Genomic DNA, 19,907 nt, shown 5'->3' with positions numbered 1-19,907 from the left:
ATAATACATAATAGGAAACAATCGTTTCCTATTCAAGGCCTGCCTGTCGTTAACGCAGTTCGTTGGCCCGACGAAAACGGCCTTCATAGTCAAAAACCTTTTCACGGACTTGCCAGTACTGGCCTTTCTTGCGGGCGACAACAAAATCCGGATGGCGCAGCAGCACCTGCTGATGCACGATATCCGCTACGGTTATCCAGCGCAGCGGTACGCCCGGTGTGCGGGTATGCGGGCGGATAAAGAGCTGTTCGAAAGCCGTGCGCTGAGCCGGAGTGTGCACCCGGAAGCGCTCGCTGACGTCGGCGCCGTCCTCATCGTAATAGGTGATTTTCAGCCATTCGCCTTTTTCATCCGCTCCCGGTTGCAGCGCCATGCCAGAGCAGCGCAGCACCAGGGCATCCTTTAACTTCAGCGCGGCCTTCAGCATGTCATCAGGGTCGACCAGAACCGTGTCACATTCGCGACAGCGGCGGGCGGCAATATCATTTTCAGCGTTGCACTGGGGGCAGTTTTTAAAGCGGAAACGGAAATCGCACTGCTCGCGATGCCCTTCATCATCTTCAAACCAGCCCTGACAGCGGCGGCCAAAATGTTCGATCAGCGTACCGTCAGCCGTCGTCTTGCCCCAAAAAGTGTTGGCAAAGCCACAGGCAGGACAGAAGACCTGTACCGGCACGTTGTCACTTTTTCCTTTCGGGGTACCCACTTCAGGCGAGTAGAGATCGTGCGGGTTACCGGCGTAATCCAGGATCAGGCAGTCGGTTTTACCGGGAGCCAGACGCAGACCGCGGCCAACGATTTGCTGATACAGGCTGACCGATTCGGTCGGACGCAGAATAGCAATCAGGTCGACGTGGGGGGCATCAAACCCGGTGGTGAGTACCGAGACGTTTACCAGATAGCGAAACTGCTGCGCTTTAAACGCCTCAATCAGGCTGTCGCGCTCCGGACCGGGCGTCTCGCCGGTGATCAGCGCCGCGTCGCCAGAGGGCAGTAAGCCGGTGATTTCGCGCGCATGCTCAACGGTGGCGGCAAAAATCATTACCCCTTTGCGCGTTTCAGCGAACTCTTCAATCTGGCTGATAATGTGCGGAGTGATGCGCTTTTGCTTTTTCAGCTCCTGGTTCAAATCCGCTTCGCTAAATAAGCCGTTGCTCTGCGCCAGTAAGCGGCTGAAATCGTACTGGACGACCGGCATATCCAGCCGTTCAGGCGGGGTCAGGTAGCCGTGTTTAATCATATAGCGCAGCGGAAGTTCATAGATACAGTCGCTGAACAGCGCCTTCTCATCCCCTCGCACCATACCGTGATAATGAAAGCGGTAAATCCAGCCTTTACCCAGGCGAAATGGGGTTGCCGTCAGGCCCAGCAGGCGTAAGTGAGGGTTCACCTCTTTCAGGTGAGTGAGGATTTGCTGATACTGGCTATCGTCGTCATCACTGATGCGATGGCACTCGTCGACAATCAGCAGCGAAAATTCGCTGCGAAACAGCTCAAGGTTGCGGGCAACAGACTGCACGCTGCCGAACACCACTTTGCCGTGGCTCTCTTTCCGCTTTAGCCCGGCGGCGAAGATATCGGCCTCCAGACCAAGCGCACAATACTTGGCATGGTTTTGCGCAACCAGCTCTTTGACGTGCGCCAGCACCAGCACGCGGCCGCGCGCCAGGCGGGCAAGTTCGGCGATCACCAGGCTTTTGCCTGCGCCAGTCGGGAGCACAATGGCCGCGGGCTCACGGTGTTTGCGAAACCAGGCCAGGGTGGCGTCAACGGCTTCCTGCTGATAGGGGCGAAGTGTAAAAGTCATGGGGTCTCTGTATCGTTATTCCGCATATAGTATGCCACGAAACTTTTTCCCTTGAGTGGCGCAACCAGACCATTATACTGAACCGTTCCTGACTGCTTCTTTTTCGGACGCATTGTCCGACTTCCAGCACCATTAAGGCTAAAAAGATTTCATGCGACTTGATAAGTTTATCGCTCAGCAACTCGGCGTAAGCCGTGCTATTGCCGGGCGCGAGATCCGCGCCAGCCGCGTTACCGTGGATGGCGACATTGTGAGAGACAGCGCGTTCAAACTGCAACCTGACCATCAGGTGGAGTATGACGGCAACCCGCTCACCCAGCAGCACGGCCCGCGCTATTTCATGCTCAATAAGCCGGAAGGCTACGTCTGTTCTACGGACGATCCGGATCACCCGACGGTGCTCTATTTCCTCGACGAACCGGTTGCGCACAAGCTGCATGCGGCTGGCCGCCTCGATATCGACACCACCGGTCTGGTGCTGATGACCGATGACGGTCAGTGGTCCCACCGCATTACCTCTCCGCGTCATCACTGTGAAAAAACCTATCTGGTGACGCTGGAATCGCCGGTGGCAGATGACACGGCAGAACAATTTGCCAAAGGCGTTCAGCTGCATAATGAAAAAGACCTCACCAAACCGGCGGTGCTGGAAGTCATTACCCCGACCGAAGTCCGTCTGACCATCAGCGAAGGGCGTTATCATCAGGTGAAACGTATGTTCGCCGCGGTGGGTAACCACGTTGTCGGTCTGCATCGTGAACGTATTGGGGCAATTGAACTCGATCCCGATCTGGCGCCTGGCGAATATCGCCCGCTGACGGAAGAAGAGATCGCCAGCGTCGGTCTGCCCTCGCATTAATTTCAGGAGAACCCTGTGACCACCAGGCCACACTCGTCTTTCAAAATCGTGTTCATTCTTGGCCTGCTGGCCATGTTAATGCCGCTGTCGATTGATATGTATCTGCCTGCGCTGCCGGTGATTTCGGCGCAGTTTGGCGTACCGGCAGGCAGCGCACAGATGACGCTCAGTACCTATATTCTCGGTTTTGCCCTCGGCCAGCTGTTTTATGGCCCGATGGCCGACAGCCTCGGGCGTAAGCCGGTTATTCTGGGCGGAACGCTGATCTTCGCAGCCGCAGCCGTGGCCTGTGCGCTGGCACAGAGTATCGATCAGCTGATCGTGATGCGTTTATTCCACGGCCTCGCGGCGGCGGCGGCAAGCGTGGTGATTAACGCCCTGATGCGTGATATCTACCCGAAAGAAGAGTTCTCCCGCATGATGTCATTTGTCATGCTGGTGACCACCATTGCGCCGCTGGTGGCGCCGATGGCCGGTGGCGCGGTGCTGGTATGGTTCAGCTGGCATGCCATTTTCTGGATCCTGGCGCTTGCCGCACTGCTGGCCTCGGCGATGATTTTCTTCTTTATTGATGAAACGTTAGCCGTCGAGCGCCGCCAGAAATTCCACATCCGTACCACAATGGGGAATTTTGCCTCGCTGTTCCGCCACAAGCGCGTGCTGAGCTACATGCTGGCAAGCGGCTTCAGCTTTGCCGGCATGTTCTCCTTCCTGAGCGCCGGGCCATTTGTCTATATTGAGCTGAACCACGTTTCCCCTCAGCACTTTGGGTATTACTTTGCGCTGAACATTGTGTTCCTGTTCATCATGACCATCATCAACAGCCGCTTTGTTCGCCGGATTGGAGCACTGAATATGTTCCGTGCCGGGCTGTGGATCCAGTTTGTGATGGCTATCTGGCTGGTGGTCAGCGCGTTTTTCGGCGTGGGCTTCTGGGCGCTGGTGGTGGGGGTTGCCGCTTTTGTTGGCTGCGTCTCGATGATCTCATCCAATGCGATGGCGGTCATTCTCGACGAGTTCCCGCATATGGCTGGCACCGCGTCATCGCTGGCGGGGACGTTCCGCTTCGGGATTGGTGCCGTGGTGGGGGCGTTACTCTCAATGGCGACCTTTAACACGGCCTGGCCAATGCTGTGGGCGATGGCGTTTTGTGCCACCAGCTCCATTCTCTTCTGTCTTTACGCCAGCCGACCGCGAAAAGCCGCTCATTAATCTGCACATCAGGCCCGATACGGGCCTTTTTGTTGACCCATATCAACCAAACTTGTGTTCGTTTACCCTGTGTTTGTTTCTTTTATGTAAAATCTATTTGTGTAAAAAGTCACATCATTGTATTTAAAAAGGTTGAGTTAGATCGCAGAAACGGGTACATATAGCGCCGACGCGAGCCTGGATACCTATAAAAAAGCGCTGAATAGTGCAGGTTGGCGATGATGTGTTACTATAAATGTAAATAAATTGTGAAGTAAATTTGCTTCCGGGGATCGAACGTGAATACATTACAACTCTCCATAGTCCATCGCTTGCCCCAGAGCTATCGCTGGTCGGCGGGTTTTGCAGGTTCGAAAGTTGAACCGATTCCGCAAAACGTTGCAGGTTGCGAGAATTGTCTGGTCGCGCTCAAACTGCTTAGCCCGAGCGACGAAGAGGCATGGCCGGTAATGGAACGCTTAAGTCAGGCGCTGTCGGATATCGAAGTGGACAGTTCCGTACTGGAGTGTGAAGGCGAGCCGTGCCTGTTTGTTAAAAGTCAGGATGAATTTGCCGCAACCTGCCGCCTGAAAAACTTTGGCGTGGCCATTGCTGAGCCTTTCTCGGGCCAGTATCCCTTCTGAGTGCTAGTCTGCCGATAACAGCTGGCGCGTGTAGCTCTGCGTCGGTGCAGTAAATACGCGCTGGCACTCACCTTGCTCGACCACTTCTCCCTGCCGTAGCACAATCACCTGATGGCATAACGCCCGCACTACCTGTAGATCGTGGCTGATAAAGATATAGGCCAGCCGGTGCTTTTCCTGTAACCCTTTCAACAGGGTCAGGATCTGTGCCTGCACGGTTCTGTCCAGCGAGGAGGTCGGTTCATCCAGGATGATCAGCTCAGGTTTGAGGATCAGCGCGCGGGCAATGGCGATACGCTGGCGCTGTCCGCCAGAAAATTCAGCCGGGTAGCGGTGGCGCGTCTCGGGATCTAACCCTACCTCTGCCATCACACGCCTGACCTCATTTTCACGTTGCAGAGCCGTCAGGGTAGGCTGATGGACGCGCAATCCTTCTTCGATGATCTGCAAAATACTCAGCCTTGGATTGAGCGAGGAGTTGGGATCCTGAAACACCACCTGCATGCGGGGACGTACCGGCAGCATCTGCCGACGGTTCCAGCGGTGCAGCGGCATGCCGTCAAACAGGATCTCGCCCTGCGAGGCAATTAAACGCAGCAGTGCCAGGCCGGTGGTGCTTTTGCCTGAACCCGACTCGCCCACCAGTCCCAGCGACTCACCCGGGCGCAGTGAAAAACGGATGTTCTTCAGCACGACGTTCTGGTCGACCACGCGGCGCAGAATACCTTTACGGATGGGGAAGGAGACAGACAGCCCCTCGACGTTGAGCAACGGCGCGCTGTCCCCCTGAAGAGGCACAGGATCGCCTGAGGGTTCACTGTCGAGCAGCCGCTGCGTATAGGGGTGCTGAGGCGCGTTCAGCAGTGCGGCGGCGGTGTTCTGCTCTACACAGCGTCCGTTTTGCATTACGGCGACGCTGTCGGCCAGCTTTTTCACAATGCTCAGGTTATGGGTGATAAACAGCAGACTCATGTTCAGCTCGCTACGTAGCTCCCGCAGCAGTTGCAAAATCTGCGCCTGCACCGTGACGTCCAGCGCGGTGGTGGGCTCATCGGCGATCAGCAGTTCCGGGCGCGTCAGTAGCGCCATGGCAATCATCACACGTTGACGTTCACCGCCGGAAAGCTGATGCGGGAAATCGCTCAGCCGTTTTGCCGCGTTGCGGATGCCGGTTCTCTCGAGGCAGTCGAGGATTTCCCCGCGCGCGGCCTCTTTGCGCATGCCCCGGTGCAGGGAGAGCACCTCGTAAAGCTGTTTTTCCAGCGTATGCAGCGGGTTGAGTGAGACCATCGGCTCCTGGAAAATCATCGCAATTTTATTGCCGCGGACGCCCCGCAGGGTCTGTTCGTCGGCGTGCAGCAGCGAGCTGCCGTGAAACAGAATATCTCCTTGCGGGTAGCTCACTGGCGGAGACGGGAGCAGGCGCAGAATGGAGAGTGCCGAGACGCTCTTGCCGGAGCCGGATTCCCCCACCAGCGCCAGCGTTTCGCCACGCTGGATCTGCAGCGACAGATCGCTGACCACGGTGCGCGTCTCACCCTGTTTCGAAAAGGCAATCGACAGATTATCGATACTGAGAAGGGGCTGCGTCATGTTACACCGCCTTGTTGGGATCGAAGGCGTCGCGCACGGCTTCGCCAATAAAAATCAGCAGCGAAAGCAGTACCGCCACGGAAAGAAAGGCTGTAATGCCCAGCCACGGTGCCTGCAGGTTGTTTTTACCCTGCAGCAACAGCTCGCCGAGCGAGGGGGAACCGAGCGGTAGCCCGAAGCCCAGGAAATCGAGCGAGGTGAGGGTGGTGATGGAGCTGCACAAAATAAACGGCAGAAAGGTCAGTGTCGCCACCACGGCGTTCGGCAGCATATGGCGGAAGATGATCCCACGGTCGCTCACGCCCAGTGCCTGCGCGGCACGAATATAGTCAAAATTACGGGTGCGCAGAAATTCTGCGCGCACGACGCCCACCAGCGCCATCCAGCCAAACAATACGGTGATCCCCAGCAGCCACCAGAAGTTTGGCTGCACCACGCTCGACAGCAGGATGATCAGAAACAGCGTTGGCATACCTGACCACACCTCAATCACGCGCTGACCCCAGAGGTCAATTTTACCGCCATAGTAGCCCTGGACGGCACCTGCCACCACGCCCATTACGCTGGAGAAGAGCGTCAGCATCAGCCCAAAGAGGATCGAGATTCGGGTACCGTAGAGGATGCGCGCCAGCACGTCGCCACCGTTGGCATCCGTTCCCAGCCAGTTTTGCGTGGACGGGGGAGAAGGGAAGGGGGTCGTGGTGGCGAAATTGATACTGTTGGCGCCAAAACGGATCGGGGCCCACAGTGCCCAGCCGTGTTGATCAATCTGCTGGCGCAGCCACGGATCCTGATACTCCGCCGGTGTTGCAAACGGGCCGCCAAAGTCACTTTCACTGTAGTTATTAAGCACGGGCACATACCAGCGGTCGTTGAAATGCACCAGCAAGGGTTTATCGTTGGCAATCAGCTCTGAGCACAGGCTTAACACAAACAGGACGGCAAAAATCCATAACGACCAGTAGCCACGACGGTTGTGGCGAAAACGGGCCCAGCGGGCCTGATTGACGGGGCTTAAACGCGGCATCATCGGCCCTCAAAATCGATTCGGGGATCGACCAGCGTATAGCTGATATCACTGACGATATTCAGCAGCAGGCCAATCAGGGTAAAAATGTAGAGTGTGCCAAACATCACCGGATAATCCCGCGACACGGTGGCTTCATAGCCCAACAGCCCCAGACCGTTAAGCGAGAACATCACCTCAATAAGCAGCGAGCCGGTAAAAAACATACTGATGAACGTGGCAGGAAATCCGGCAATCACCAGCAGCATGGCGTTGCGGAACACGTGCTTCCACATGATCTGTTTTTCACCCACGCCCTTCGCGCGGGCGGTGACGACATACTGTTTGCGGATTTCATCAAGAAAGGCGTTTTTGGTCAGCATGGTCAGGGCAGCAAATCCGCCAATCACCGTTGCCAGCACCGGCAGCGTGATATGCCAGAGATAGTCGGTGATTTTCTGATACCACGGCAGGGTGCTGAAATCGGCGGATACCAGCCCCCGCAGCGGGAAGAGATCGAAATAGCTGCCGCCGGCAAAAAAGACAATCAACAGCACAGCGAACAGAAACGCCGGAATGGCATAGCCGATGATAATGAACGTGCTGCTCCAGATATCAAAACGGCTGCCGTTGTAGACCGCTTTACGGATCCCAAGCGGAATGGAAACCAGGTAGATAATCAGCGTTCCCCACAGTCCCAGGGTGATCGACACCGGCAGGCTTTGTTTGATCAGGGTTAAGACCGAGGCACTGCGGAACAGGCTATCACCAAAATCAAACCGGACGTAATCCCACAGCATTTTGAAATAGCGCTCGTGAATCGGTTTATCAAAACCATAGCGATGGGTGATCTCGGCAATCACCTCCGGATCCAGCCCGCGGCCGCCGCGATAATGGCTTTCGCTGATATTCCCCACGCCCGTTTTGGCATGGCTTGCGCCCATTCCTTCTCCGCCACCGCCGGGCATCCCGCCGCTGGTGCCAAATTCAATCGCCGCAATCGCCTGATCGACCGGCCCGCCGGGGGCGATTTGCACAATAAAGAAGTTAATGGTGATGATGGCCCACAGGGTTGGGATGATCAGCAGGAGACGGCGGATTAGATACGCACCCATGATGATTCCTTATCGCCGCTCAGCTGGGAGTCTGGCAGCTTTGTTAACGTCATACCACCAGGTATCGAAGCCCAGCGAATAGATCGGGCGCACGGCAGGCAGCGAAAATTTGTCCCAGCGGGCAAGACGATCTTCACCCATATACCACATGGGCAGCATGTAGTAGTTCCAGGTTAACACTCTGTCGAGGGCGCGTCCTAATGGCAGGAGCTTCTGTTTATCGCCCTGTGCTGCCACGATCTTTGCAATTAGCGCGTCAACGACCGGGCTTTTTACCCCCGGCGCATTGTACGAGGAGTCGATGTAACTGGACGCCCAGGAAATCTGCAGGTCGGAGCTTGGCCAGGGCTGCGCGGGCCACAGGCTCTGCATCATATCGTAATCCCGGCTGCGCTTGCGGTTGGTCAGCTGGGCGATATCCACCTGGCGTATGTTCATTGTGATCCCCAGCCGGGCCAGGTTGTGCTTAAACGGCAAAACCCACTGATCGTTTGCCCCTGACGCGATCAGTAGCTCGAAGCTCAACGGTTTTCCCGTTTGGGCATTGACCCGTTTTTGATTTTTCAGGACCCAACCGGCCTCATCCAGCAGTTTGCTGGCTTTCAGCAAATTGTCACGATCAAAGCCGTTGCCATCGGAGGTGGGGGGATCAAACACGGTGGTAAACACTTCCGGCGGCAATTGTGCTTTGAAGGGGGCCAGCAGCGTCAACTCGTCGGCATTGGGGTAAGCGCGCGCCGCGTATTCGGTATTCTGAAAATAGCTGTTAGCGCGGCTGTAGGCGCCATAAAACAGCGCCTTGTTCATCCACTCAAAGTCAAAGGCCAGGGTAATGGCCTGACGTACCCGGCGGTCGTTAAACACCGGGCGCTGAATATTAAACGCCAGCCAGCGCGTGTCCTGGGCAGAGCTATTTTTTTGCTCGTCCTTGACGATGTAGCCTTTGGCAAAGTTTTTACCGATATAGCGCGTAGCCCAGTTTTTAGCGCTGCTCTCCAGGCGTAAATCGAAGGCTCCGGCCTTAAAGGCCTCAAAAGCCACGTTATCGTCCAGGTAGTAATCATAGCGAAGGGTGTCGAAATTCCAGCGCCCCCGGTTTACCGGCAGGTTGGCGGCCCAGTAGTCTTTTACACGGGAGTAGACCACATACTGCCCCATGCGCCAGTCGGTGATGCGGTACGGGCCTCCAGCCAGCGGCGGTGTGGAGAGCGGGTCGCTCAGCTTATGGGCTTTCCAGAACGATTCAGGCATTACGGGCAGGGAGAACAGGCTCAGCATATTCTCTTTATTCGGCTCGCTCAGCTCAATGCGCACGGTGAGCGGTGCGATGGCCCTGACCGACGCGCCTTTGTAGACAATACGGAACTGAGGAACGCCTTCAGTCATAAATTTATGAAACGTAAAGGCGACATCGCTTGCCCTGACCGGCGAACCGTCATGAAAACGCGCCCGCGGGTTAAGCGAAATTTCCGCCCAGGCAAAATTATCCGCATACCGCACGTTTTCGGCGATCAGCGGATAGTAGCTTCCGGGCTCATCATCAGAGGTGACAAACAGGGTATCGTAGAGAGATTCTGTGCGCGCCGCGGCCACACCGCGCAGGGCAAAGCGGTTGAAGTTATCGAACGTGCCGGTGGCGGAGAGCGTCACATTCCCGCCTTTCGGCGCGGCAGGGTTGACGTAATCATAATGGGTGAAATTCACCGCGTATTTCGGTTCACCAATCACCGCAAACGCAACGTCTTCTTTGATGGTTTGCGCCTGGCTGGACAGGGCCGTCAGTGCCAACAGCAACAGTATGAAGCGCATAAACATCTCGCGACAGCTCCCTCTTTAACAGACCGGCTCAGTTAAGCTGAATAATAAGTGACGTCACGGGCAATGTGAAATTATTCGCCAGCGTGCGTCAGGTCGGGCCGCCACTCACGGAACTGCTCCAGCGGCATCGGACGGCTAATCCAGTATCCCTGCAGGAAGTTAACGCCATGTTCGCGCAGCCAGGCCGCCTGTTCCGGCGTTTCCACGCCCTCTGCGACGGTAGACATGTTCAGCCGTCTTGCCAGCATCAGTACGGCATCAAGCACCGGTGAGGTGACGGTTTCCGTCCCGATGGCGTTAACAAAACCCCGGTCGATTTTGATGTAATCCATGGTGAAATGTTCAAGATAGATCAGCGCACTGTGGCCGGTTCCAAAATCATCGATCGCTATCTCAAACCCTTCGTTGTGCAGCCATTCGAACAGGTTGTTGGCTTCACGGTGGTTAAGCATGTCGCGCTCGGTAATTTCCAGCACCAGCTGGAAGTGATCCGGCGGCAGTAACTCTTTAAAGGTGCGCATATCATCTTTAAAGCTGTCGGCGTGCAGATGCCCCGGCGCAATGTTGATACCGAGTTTTGCGCCCGGCGGTAGCTGGGTCTGTAATACCGGCGCATCGTGAATGATAAGGTCAAACAGATGCAGCGTGAGCGGAACAATTAGCAGCTGCGCTTCAGCAAAATTGATAAACGCATCAGGGGGGATCTCACCCATGGTGGGGTGCTTCCAGCGCATCAGGACCTCAACCCCCCGCATTTTCAGATCTTTTGCATCCACCACGGGCTGATAGACCACATAAAACTGGCCGCGCTTAATGGCGCTGAGGATCTCTTTGCCGGGATTTACGCGGATGGTGAGGATATAGAAATTCAGCGATCCTGCCGCAATGCCGCACACCAGCCCAAAGAAGAGGGCGTAGAGGATTTCGTCGCTCGTCCACTTTTCAGCGTACAGCTTAATGGTCAGCGGCACGGCCTTAAGCGTGGCGGTACGCTCGGGCACGGCATGTAAATCTTGCGCCCTGACCAGGGTACTGGACATGGTGGACAGCGCCATATCACCGATGATGATGGCAATCCCTGCGAAGTCGTCCTGGCGCGCGGTATAAAGCAGGTACGGGGTCAGATTGAGATTAACTGACGCAAACACCCCGCCGTCTTTAACCAGAGGGTTTCGGTACCAGATGGCAATGGCGGGCTTATTCGGCAGCATAGGCGTGCCCGGCAGTAATGCCATATCAATCTTCTTGTTGATGTGCAGCTCAGGTATAAGAGCTTCCATCGGCGTATCCATCGGTCCGGTAGCCGACGAGCAGAAGGCGATTTTGTCCCTGACCAGCAAGAACGCGCGCACATTGAGGCTGAAGGCCGCGCGCGACGTCAGCTCGGCATTGACGTCATGGCAGCTGTTCAGCGTGAGGGGCTGAAGAACATCGATAGAGGTTTTCAACTCTTCGAAATAGCTCTCCATGTAGAGGCTCACATCGGTAATCAGGGTGTCGAACCGGACTTCCCGCTTGTGGTAACTCCAGAAAAATTGCAATGAACCCAAAAGCAGGGCAGTGACCAGACCTGTAATAATACTGAGGAACAGTATCTTGCGATGACTGGAAAAGTAGCGGGTGAACATAGACGTCGTGATTCCTGAATTGCCGCTGGATGTATTCAGTGTAACGGGCAAAAAAAAACACCGCCGAAGCAGTGTCTTTTTTTCATCATATCGCCAGCCAAGGGATAACCCGCGATACAATCATCATATTAACTGCGGGTCAGTACGCGACGCGCTTCGTTGTAGCGCTTCTTCCAGTATGGCTCGTTCATGCTGGAAATGGTCACACCGCTGCTGGTGGAGGCATGCACAAACTGGTCATTACCAATATAGATGCCGACATGTCGACCCGTTGAACCGGCACGGAACAGAACTAAATCACCGGTGCGCAGTTTTGTACGTGAAATCGACTTGCCCACTTCCTGCTGTTCGTAAGTTGAACGCGGCAGGTCTAACCCAAACTGCTCACGGAAGGTACGCTGTACAAAGCTGGAACAATCGATACCTTTTTTGGTGCTGCCGCCCAGACGATAACGCACGCCTTTCCAGTCAGCATACTGGTCCATAATACGGGACTTCACGTCCAGATTACGTACCATATTTTCAAATTCATCCTGAGAGGCTTGCAGTGACGAGGAATCTTCCATTCCCACAACACGCGTCTCAGGATGCATATTCTTTGCGGTGTTCGATGTACTACATGCAGACAACAGTACCGCAACTGCTATCGCCGGGATCCCCCGCAAGATATATCTCAAAATCGGTTGAGATTTGACCATTTTGTTTATTTTCCCTTGAAGTCCTTAACGACAAATATCGTTATAAAAATGCCAAACGTGACGAGACTAATTATCTGTTCACAATGAGACAATTCTTTCTGGTCACATTTGTGGCGCAGCGCACAAATTTATTCACCAAGGAAATAATTATCTCTATGGGGCAAAACGAGTTCGAGATTAACCGATTGCCAGGGCTATTGCGAGTAAAAAAAGCCTTTTTTTTATAAGAAATTGTGATACAGAAAGTAAAAATCCGGCATTGCTTAAAATGCAGTCAGATCCGGCGCTTAATCACGCAATTGATTCATTTTTATCATGAAAGAGATGACGGGAAGATGACAGTGCGAAACGTTCGCGGCGGGAGATCTATCAGGGATCGCAATGATCCCTGATAGCGGACGTTAATTTTGGTTAATTATTTGTTTAATGCTTGTTGCTTTTTACCCGGCAGATAGCGATCGAACAGGGCTATTATCCGGTCGCTCAGCGGTGTCATCAGGCACCACGGTAACGCGACCAGCGCAACAGAGAGCGAGCCCACGGCAATATCGGTGAACCAGTGTGCGCCAATCATTACGCGAGGGAAGGCGAAAACCACAAAAATAATCAGGGCTATGGCGAACGCCTTCCTGCCGAAATAGCGCAGCATAACTGCACAAAAAATAAGCAGCATCATGCCGTGATCGCCAGGGAAACTGGCCTTCGAGGCATCTTTCGTTGGAATATGCAGCAATTCGCTGACGCGATAAATATCGGTAAAGAACCGCGTTGGGCTTGAGCGTTTGACCGGAATAATAGCCGTAGCCAGTTGGTTAATGGCGACAGCCAGCAGCAGCATCATCAGACCAATAATCATAATGCGGCGACGCCCGGTTTTGTCCTCTTTCAGCCAGAAAGAGAGCATCAGGCAGCCCATCGCCACCAGCGAACAGCCGTCAAACGCGCGGTTGTTGGTAATCGCCACCAGCCACAGGAAGGCATCACTCTTCACCAGAGCCTGGTTAAAGAAATGGAAGATGGCAGAATCCAGCGGAAACCAGAAACCGTGATCCACCGGGATATACCAGGAGAAAAAGAGCGCCAGTCCGGCGACATTGAGCAGCAAAATCAGGGGAATTCGAGTTGTCATAACATTCAGCATACAGGGAAATCAGGGGCAACGTTAGCCGCCCGAACTTAAACGAAGCTTCAACAGGCTGGACTGCAGGGCATTCCAGTCGGCGTTAACAGCACTAATTAACTCTATTCGGCTATCCGGGGGCGCAACATTCTGCGTTTCAATAAAGAAATCTTCACCCTGACGGTTAATGCGCACCAGGCCGTCGGGGGTGCGCATAATCCCCTTAACGCGATCGACCGGCGCCAGTCTTGCCCACTCAAGCACGCCTATGGTGTCGAAAACGGTGTCGGCATCAAAGATCCACCCGCAGGCCTGATGACCCTGACCGCTGTTGAGATTACGTCGCCAGCGCTGGTGTTCCGGCAGGCTCAACGCCGCCAGACCCTGCTTTGCGGGATGACTATGCGCATGCTCCGCACTGGCTGGCAGCTCGGTGAGGTTCAGGCGAGGCAGGTCGAGCAGGGCGACATCTATCTTCCCCTGAGTGGTTTGCACCCGCTGACGGTTGCCCCCGAAATGTTGCCACCAGGCATCGAATGCCGCCTGGCTTTCAGCCGTAGCCCGATCTTCTTTATTGGCGACGATAATATCTGCGCAGGCGAGCTGATCGCGGAAGTTGTCGTTGGCTACCGCTTTTTCATCCAGCAGCTGTCGCGGGTCGAGCAGGCAAAGCGTGGCGCGTAAGTCTATCCACGGCTCGTAAACCGGTGCGGTGAGTAAATCAAGAATTTGCTTCGGGTGGCCAAGCCCCGTCGGTTCAATCAGCAGGCGGTCGGGTTTACCCTGACGCAGCAGCGTGTTCAGCCCCACCTGCATGGGCAGGCCATTCACACAGCACATGCATCCGCCCGGGATCTCTTTGATCATGGCGCCGCTGTCAGACAGTAACGCGCCATCAATACCCACTTCGCCGAATTCGTTGACCAGCACGGCCCATTTTTCTGCCGGATCTTTATTGGCCAGCAGGTGGAGAATTGAGGTGGTTTTCCCGCTACCGAGAAAACCGGTAATAAGGTTGGTCCTGGTCACGTGCGCTCCGGTAGATAATTGTGATGATGTAACAATTATCTCTTATCCTGACGAAAAAAGGGCGCAATGAGAAGAGGAAGGGCAAACGGAGCGCATGTCCGTTCGCCTTAAGCGCAATAAACGTTAAAGTTTTAACGTTTCGATAACAGCCTGGCGCGCCCCGAGGCGGGCAATACGTTGGTATGCCTGGTTCACCGACTCGACAAAAACGTGGTTTTGCGCGAGATCGTGACCAAAGACTTCGCTCAGCGTCAGCAGAGCGTTTACGCGGTTTGCGTCATTGCTGGCTTCAACCTTCGCACGGATTTTGTCGCTGAGCGGATCGCGGACATCAATCGTATTGCCTTGTTCATCTGTACCGCTGACGTAGCGGATCCAGCCCGCCACACCCAGCGCCAGCAGTGGCCACGCACTTTGACGCTCCAGATGAATACGGATCCCATCCAGCATGCGCTGGGGCAGCTTTTGACTGCCGTCCATCGCAATTTGCCAGGTACGGTGCTGCAGTGCCGGGTTGGCAAAACGGTCGAGCAGGCTGTCGGCGTAAGCCGTTAGATCAACGTCGGTGATACGCAGCGTAGGGGCCTGTTCATCCAGCATTAACCGCCGCGCGGCCTGACGAAACGCCTTATCCTCCATACATTCATTAATGTGCGCATACCCGGCGAGATAGCCCAGATACGCCAGGAAGGAATGGCTGCCGTTCAGCATACGTAATTTCATCTGTTCCCACGGCAGAACGTCCTGCACCATCTGCACGCCTGCCACTTCCCACTCCGGGCGTCCGGCGACAAAGTTATCTTCCACGACCCACTGTATAAAGGGCTCGCAGCTGATGGCGCACGGATCTTCCACACCGAGTTCCTGCGCGACCTCCGCCAGCGAGGCATCGGTGGCGGCGGGCACAATCCTGTCAACCATTGTGCCCGGGAAACTCACATGGGTATCAATCCATCCGGCCAGGTCTTCAGAGCGTTTCTGCGCCATGCCGAGCACGGCATTTTTCACCACGTGGCCGTTATCCGGGATGTTATCGCAGGAAAGGACCGTAAAGGCGGGTAAGCCGCGTTCACGGCGGCGGTGGAGCGCTTCGACTATGATCCCTGGGGCGGAATGGGGCTCCGTCGGGTTTTCCAGATCGTGAACGATCCGGGTGTTTTGCAAATCGAGTTTCCCGGTTGCGGGGTCGATGCAATAGCCTTTCTCAGTAATGGTGAGGGAAACAATTGCCACCTGCGGCTCGCAAAATTTCTCAATGATGGCGGCCAGCGAGTCCAGTTTTGCGTTCAGGCATTCATGCACGGCTCCAGTGATAATCGGCTGGTTGCCCTCCGCGCCTTTCTCCAGCACGGTGAAGAGGTGATCCTGCGCCCGCAGCTGGCTCATCAACACATCGCCGCTGAACAGACTAATCTCACAAATGCCCCAGTCGCCTCCTTTGGCATTCAGCACCCGATGGGTTAATAACGCCTGATGCGCACGGTGAAAAGCACCAAAGCCGAAGTGAACGATGCGCGAGCGCAGAAGCGAGCGATCGTAGCGCGGCTGCTGAACATGGGCAGGAAGCGAGGTGGAGGCAATTGTCTTCATGAAATACACACCTGATTAACCATTAATTAACAATGTCAGTGTAAAGTTATATGACAACAAATAGAATTGGTAAGCCGTAAATATCGCCGTTCTGTGAGTTCGATCAATCAATCTGTGGCGCTGTATTGACCCCCTTCATTAAACATGTATGGTAGTCGTCATCGCAGTAACATATATTGGTATAACAACTTTGGAGGGTGGGCAATGGAACAAACCTGGCGTTGGTACGGGCCGAACGATCCAGTTTCTCTAGATGATGTGCGTCAGGCTGGCGCAACGGGTGTCGTCACGGCGCTGCATCATATTCCGAATGGCCAGGTGTGGCCGGTAGAGGAGATTCAACAGCGTCAGGCGCTGCTGGCAGAAAAAGGCTTAACCTGGTCTGTCGTGGAAAGTATTCCCGTTCACGAAGATATCAAAACCCATTCTGGGGAGTATCAGACCTGGATTGCTAACTATCAGCAGAGCATCCGCAACCTGGCGGCCTGCGGCATCGATACCGTTTGCTATAACTTCATGCCTGTTCTTGACTGGACGCGTACTGACCTTGAGTATCAGCTGCCAGACGGTTCCCGAGCGTTGCGTTTTGATCAGATCGCCTTCGCGGCATTTGAGTTACACATTCTGAAACGCCCTGGCGCGGAAGCCGATTACACGGCCGACGAGCAGCAGCAGGCGCGCGAATGGTTTAACGCAGCAAGCGAAGCAGACATTGAAAAGCTGACCCGCAATATCATCGCGGGCCTGCCGGGTGCAGAAGAGGGCTACACGCTGGATCAGTTCCGCGCCCGTCTGGCAGAGTACGGCGGCATTGATAAAAATCAGCTGCGCGAAAACATGGCGTACTTCCTGCGCGCGATTGTGCCGGTCGCGGAAGAGGCGGGCGTGCGTCTGGCCGTACACCCGGACGATCCTCCGCGTCCCATCCTCGGCCTGCCGCGTATCGTCTCAACCATTGAAGATATGCAGTGGCTGAAAGAGACGGTCGATAGCATCTATAACGGCTTTACCATGTGCACGGGCTCGTATGGCGTGCGTGCGGATAATGACCTGGTGCGGATGATTGAAACCTTTGGCGATCGTATTCACTTCACGCATCTGCGTGCAACCTGCCGTGAAGAGAACCCGAAAACCTTCCACGAAGCGGCGCACTTGAGCGGTGATGTGAATATGGTGGCGGTGGTGGATGCCATTCTGGCGGAAGAGGCACGTCGTAAACTGGCTGGCGATTTACGTCCTATCCCGTTCCGCCCGGATCACGGACACCAGATGCTGGACGATCTGCGTAAGAAAACGAACCCGGGCTATTCGGCGATTGGCCGCCTGAAAGGGATGGCAGAAGTGCGCGGCGTAGAGCTGGCGCTGAAGATGACGAAGTATCCTGAGCTTCTGTAAGTGCTGTTGCCCGGTGGCGCTACGCTTACCGGGCCTACAAAAAACCGGCCTGAGAGCCGGTTTTTGTGTTTTTGTAGATCGGGTAAGGCGAAGCCGCCACCCAACAAAAGCCGCACTCAGTCAGCACGACCCATATAGCGTTTTTCTTCGATATGGATGCGGATTTTCTCACCCGCGGACAGGTATTCAGGTACCTGCACCACCAGACCGGTGGTCAGCGTCGCGGGTTTGTTACGCGCACTGGCGGACGCGCCTTTGATACCCGGTGCCGTTTCAACGATTTCCAGATCAACCGTCTGCGGCAGTTCCAGCGCCAGCAGCACGCCGTCCCAGGTCAGAACCTGCATATCCGGCATACCGCCTTCAGGAATGAACAGCAGCTCTTCTTCAATCTGATCTTTGGTGAAGATGTACGGGGTGTAATCTTCTTTATCCATGAATACATACTCGTTGCCGTCGATATAGGAGAAATCAACATAGCGACGGGTCAGAGTGACGGTATCAACGATATCATCACCTTTAAAACGTTCTTCCACTTTAAGGCCGGTACGTACATCGGCGAAACGCATTTTGTACAGCGTTGCTGCACCACGGGCGCTCGGGGCCTGAATATCGATATCTTTCACAATCAGCAGTTTGCCGTTGTAATTCAGTACCATACCTTTCTTAATTTCGTTCGCTCTTGGCATTGCAGTAATCCTGTCTACGGGAGGTAAAAAATATCGCGCCAAATTACTCGTGCGCGGCCTTTCAGGCAAGCGGAATTCGTGGCTTTTGCTATCAATACACAAAAGGTGTTACTGTGCGCCCGATACCCGACTGCGCGGGTGTTTCACCGATAGAGAGCATTTATGGATTGTCGTCCCGATTGCGGCGCGTGCTGTACCGCACCGTCCATTTCCAGCCCCATTCCAGGGATGCCGGAGGGCAAGCCTGCGAATACCCGCTGCGTTCAGCTCTCTGAAACCAACCTGTGCATGATCTTTGGCTCGCCTCTGCGCCCGAAGGTCTGCTCCGGGCTGCAGCCCTCCGCAGAGATGTGCGGCAACACGCGCGAGCAGGCGATGTCGTACCTGCTTAATCTGGAAGCACTCACCGCACCTTAAACGTCTTTAATTCTTGTCAGGCACGCTATCGTCAGGGTGCACATCACCAGCGCAATCCAGAACACCGTGTGATAGTTCCAGATTTCAGCCACCACGCCGGCCATTGAGCCTGCGATAATCCAGCCCACGCGGGTGGTATTAGTATAAAGGGTGGTGGCGGAGCCTGCCTGGCCCGGCATCAGATCCTGGAAATAGAGCATGCCAATTCCGGCGAGTATGCCGATATAGATGGCGTTCAGCAGCTGTAAAGCCAGCAGCAGTCCCGGCGTATGTACCGTCAGCATTCCGACATAGAACAGTAGCCCGGCGACGGCGGCGATACGCATCAGAAAACGTTTCCCGAAACGCTTCGCGTAATAGCCAGCAATCAGCATGGTGGGGATTTCAAGCCCGGCCGCGGTCCCCATCATGATGCCAGCAAGCTTCTCGGGCAGATGCAATTCATCAATAATAAACAGCGGCATATTAATGATATACAGGCTGTTTGTGCCCCACATCAGCGTACAGATAATAAAGAGGAGCAGGGCGTCACGACGGTTACGACGCGGTGCTTCCAGCACGCCTGTTGCCACTTTTGGCTCTTTACGCATCGACGGCAGAAAAAACCACACCATGGCGCCACACACCACAAAGGCCACTGCCGCACTCAGGTACATCACCGTAAAGCCAAACCCCATCGCCAGCGCGTAAGCCAGCGGCGGGCCAATAACCCACGCCAGCGATACTTGCGCACGCAGAATAGAGCTGAACATCACCGCTTCTCGCCCGGTATGGTCAGCATGCTCACGGGCAAGGGCGAACATCTGCGGATTCGCCGTTGAACCGAAACTGCTCAGAAACACCCCGATAAACAGCAGAACAAAATAGTTGCGGTTCCAGGCAAACAGGACGCAGGCGAACACCCCCAGCAGACAGCAAAAGACGATCAGGCTTTTACGATCGCCTTTTTTATCTGAACGCCCCGCCAGAAACTGGCTCACCAGGATGCCGATAATGGCGCTTCCGGTAAAGAAGAAGCCCACCATCGCCGGGCGCGCATGGACTTCATTGGTCAGGAACAGGCTCAGCGTAGGGGTCTGCAGCGCACCGGCGATGCCGGTCAGAAAGGCAACAATTAAAAATGCCGTTGAGGTGAAATCAAAGGGCTTCGGCGAGACGGCGGCGGGCGTGTTATGCATGTTTCACAGTCGGTGAGTTTCCAGGAGACGCGGAGTGTACGTCGCGAGTCAGAAAATAAACAGAGGGTGAGGTCAATTTCGCCACGAATAATCAAAATGGCATTTCATATTCGCGTGCAGCTGACCTTAG

General features: G+C 55.0%; 17 protein-coding genes. 5 read left to right on the top strand and 12 right to left on the bottom strand.

Translation table 11 applies throughout. The features are described from left to right. Positions 1-49 precede the first annotated feature (49 nt). Positions 50-1,807, bottom strand: coding sequence for a DEAD/DEAH box helicase (locus ACQG19_RS17015; protein WP_246932207.1), 1,758 nt, complete (start codon positions 1,805-1,807; stop codon positions 50-52). A gap of 151 nt (positions 1,808-1,958) precedes the next feature. Here ACQG19_RS17015 and rsuA point away from each other — a divergent pair, with 151 nt between their 5' ends. From rsuA to ACQG19_RS17000, 3 genes are all read left to right on the top strand, one after another. Beyond that, entirely contained in the window at positions 1,959-2,666 is a 708-nt protein-coding gene (gene rsuA / locus ACQG19_RS17010) for a 16S rRNA pseudouridine(516) synthase RsuA (RefSeq protein WP_013097990.1), read from the top strand. 15 nt (positions 2,667-2,681) lie between these two features. Further along, a complete protein-coding gene (locus ACQG19_RS17005) occupies positions 2,682-3,878 on the top strand; it encodes a Bcr/CflA family multidrug efflux MFS transporter (RefSeq protein ID WP_013097989.1) in 1,197 nt (398 codons plus the stop codon). Positions 3,879-4,156: 278 nt separating this feature from the next. Beyond that, complete coding sequence (locus ACQG19_RS17000; RefSeq protein ID WP_130626338.1) at positions 4,157-4,501, top strand: YejG family protein; 345 nt, start codon at positions 4,157-4,159, stop codon at positions 4,499-4,501. A gap of 3 nt (positions 4,502-4,504) precedes the next feature. Here ACQG19_RS17000 and yejF read toward each other — a convergent pair whose 3' ends face one another. The 9 genes from yejF to ACQG19_RS16955 form a co-directional block, all read right to left on the bottom strand. After that, complete coding sequence (yejF, locus tag ACQG19_RS16995) at positions 4,505-6,094, bottom strand: microcin C ABC transporter ATP-binding protein YejF (RefSeq protein WP_058678173.1); 1,590 nt, start codon at positions 6,092-6,094, stop codon at positions 4,505-4,507. Between the two features lies 1 nt (position 6,095). Next, positions 6,096-7,121 carry an ABC transporter permease gene (locus ACQG19_RS16990; protein WP_014832713.1) on the bottom strand — a complete coding sequence of 342 codons (1,026 nt, stop codon included), beginning with the start codon at positions 7,119-7,121 and terminating at the stop codon, positions 6,096-6,098. After that, positions 7,121-8,215, bottom strand: coding sequence for a microcin C ABC transporter permease YejB (locus ACQG19_RS16985; protein ID WP_038420221.1), 1,095 nt, complete (start codon positions 8,213-8,215; stop codon positions 7,121-7,123). The genes ACQG19_RS16990 and ACQG19_RS16985 overlap by 1 nt, the downstream gene beginning before the upstream one ends. A 9-nt stretch (positions 8,216-8,224) precedes the next feature. Next, positions 8,225-10,030 carry an extracellular solute-binding protein gene (locus tag ACQG19_RS16980; protein ID WP_013097984.1) on the bottom strand — a complete coding sequence of 602 codons (1,806 nt, stop codon included), beginning with the start codon at positions 10,028-10,030 and terminating at the stop codon, positions 8,225-8,227. Positions 10,031-10,104: 74 nt separating this feature from the next. Then, positions 10,105-11,661, bottom strand: coding sequence for a cyclic di-GMP phosphodiesterase (locus ACQG19_RS16975; protein ID WP_246932209.1), 1,557 nt, complete (start codon positions 11,659-11,661; stop codon positions 10,105-10,107). Positions 11,662-11,789: 128 nt separating this feature from the next. Beyond that, a complete protein-coding gene (gene mepS / locus ACQG19_RS16970; protein ID WP_023619753.1) occupies positions 11,790-12,359 on the bottom strand; it encodes a bifunctional murein DD-endopeptidase/murein LD-carboxypeptidase in 570 nt (189 codons plus the stop codon). A 415-nt stretch (positions 12,360-12,774) separates the two neighbouring features. Continuing rightward, a complete protein-coding gene (locus ACQG19_RS16965; RefSeq protein WP_426725964.1) occupies positions 12,775-13,488 on the bottom strand; it encodes a phosphatase PAP2 family protein in 714 nt (237 codons plus the stop codon). 33 nt (positions 13,489-13,521) lie between these two features. Next, positions 13,522-14,508: a CobW family GTP-binding protein gene (locus tag ACQG19_RS16960; RefSeq protein ID WP_023619754.1), complete on the bottom strand. Its 987-nt coding sequence runs from the start codon at positions 14,506-14,508 to the stop codon at positions 13,522-13,524. Between the two features lie 123 nt (positions 14,509-14,631). Next, positions 14,632-16,098, bottom strand: a complete 1,467-nt coding sequence (locus ACQG19_RS16955) for a mannitol dehydrogenase family protein (RefSeq protein WP_048972318.1) — start codon at positions 16,096-16,098, stop codon at positions 14,632-14,634. Positions 16,099-16,302: 204 nt separating this feature from the next. Here ACQG19_RS16955 and uxuA point away from each other — a divergent pair, with 204 nt between their 5' ends. Beyond that, positions 16,303-17,493 carry a mannonate dehydratase gene (uxuA, locus tag ACQG19_RS16950; RefSeq protein WP_013097978.1) on the top strand — a complete coding sequence of 397 codons (1,191 nt, stop codon included), beginning with the start codon at positions 16,303-16,305 and terminating at the stop codon, positions 17,491-17,493. Positions 17,494-17,609: 116 nt separating this feature from the next. Here the strand turns inward: uxuA and yeiP are convergent, their stop codons facing one another. After that, positions 17,610-18,182 carry an elongation factor P-like protein YeiP gene (gene yeiP, locus ACQG19_RS16945; RefSeq protein WP_008500940.1) on the bottom strand — a complete coding sequence of 191 codons (573 nt, stop codon included), beginning with the start codon at positions 18,180-18,182 and terminating at the stop codon, positions 17,610-17,612. Between the two features lie 162 nt (positions 18,183-18,344). Here yeiP and ACQG19_RS16940 point away from each other — a divergent pair, with 162 nt between their 5' ends. Beyond that, positions 18,345-18,599 (top strand): YkgJ family cysteine cluster protein, encoded by a 255-nt coding sequence (locus tag ACQG19_RS16940; protein WP_246932211.1) that lies wholly within the window; start codon positions 18,345-18,347, stop codon positions 18,597-18,599. On the opposite strand, the gene setB is transcribed toward ACQG19_RS16940, so the two are convergent. After that, complete coding sequence (gene setB, locus ACQG19_RS16935) at positions 18,596-19,777, bottom strand: sugar efflux transporter SetB (protein ID WP_013097970.1); 1,182 nt, start codon at positions 19,775-19,777, stop codon at positions 18,596-18,598. The genes ACQG19_RS16940 and setB overlap by 4 nt on opposite strands. Positions 19,778-19,907: the final 130 nt, after the last annotated feature.

The organism is Enterobacter cloacae complex sp. 277I4, from assembly GCF_050031465.1.
Taxonomy (GTDB): Bacteria; Pseudomonadota; Gammaproteobacteria; order Enterobacterales; family Enterobacteriaceae; genus Enterobacter; species Enterobacter cloacae.
The sequence above is the reverse complement of the archived record's forward strand: the minus strand, read 5'-3'. Positions and strand labels throughout refer to the sequence as shown.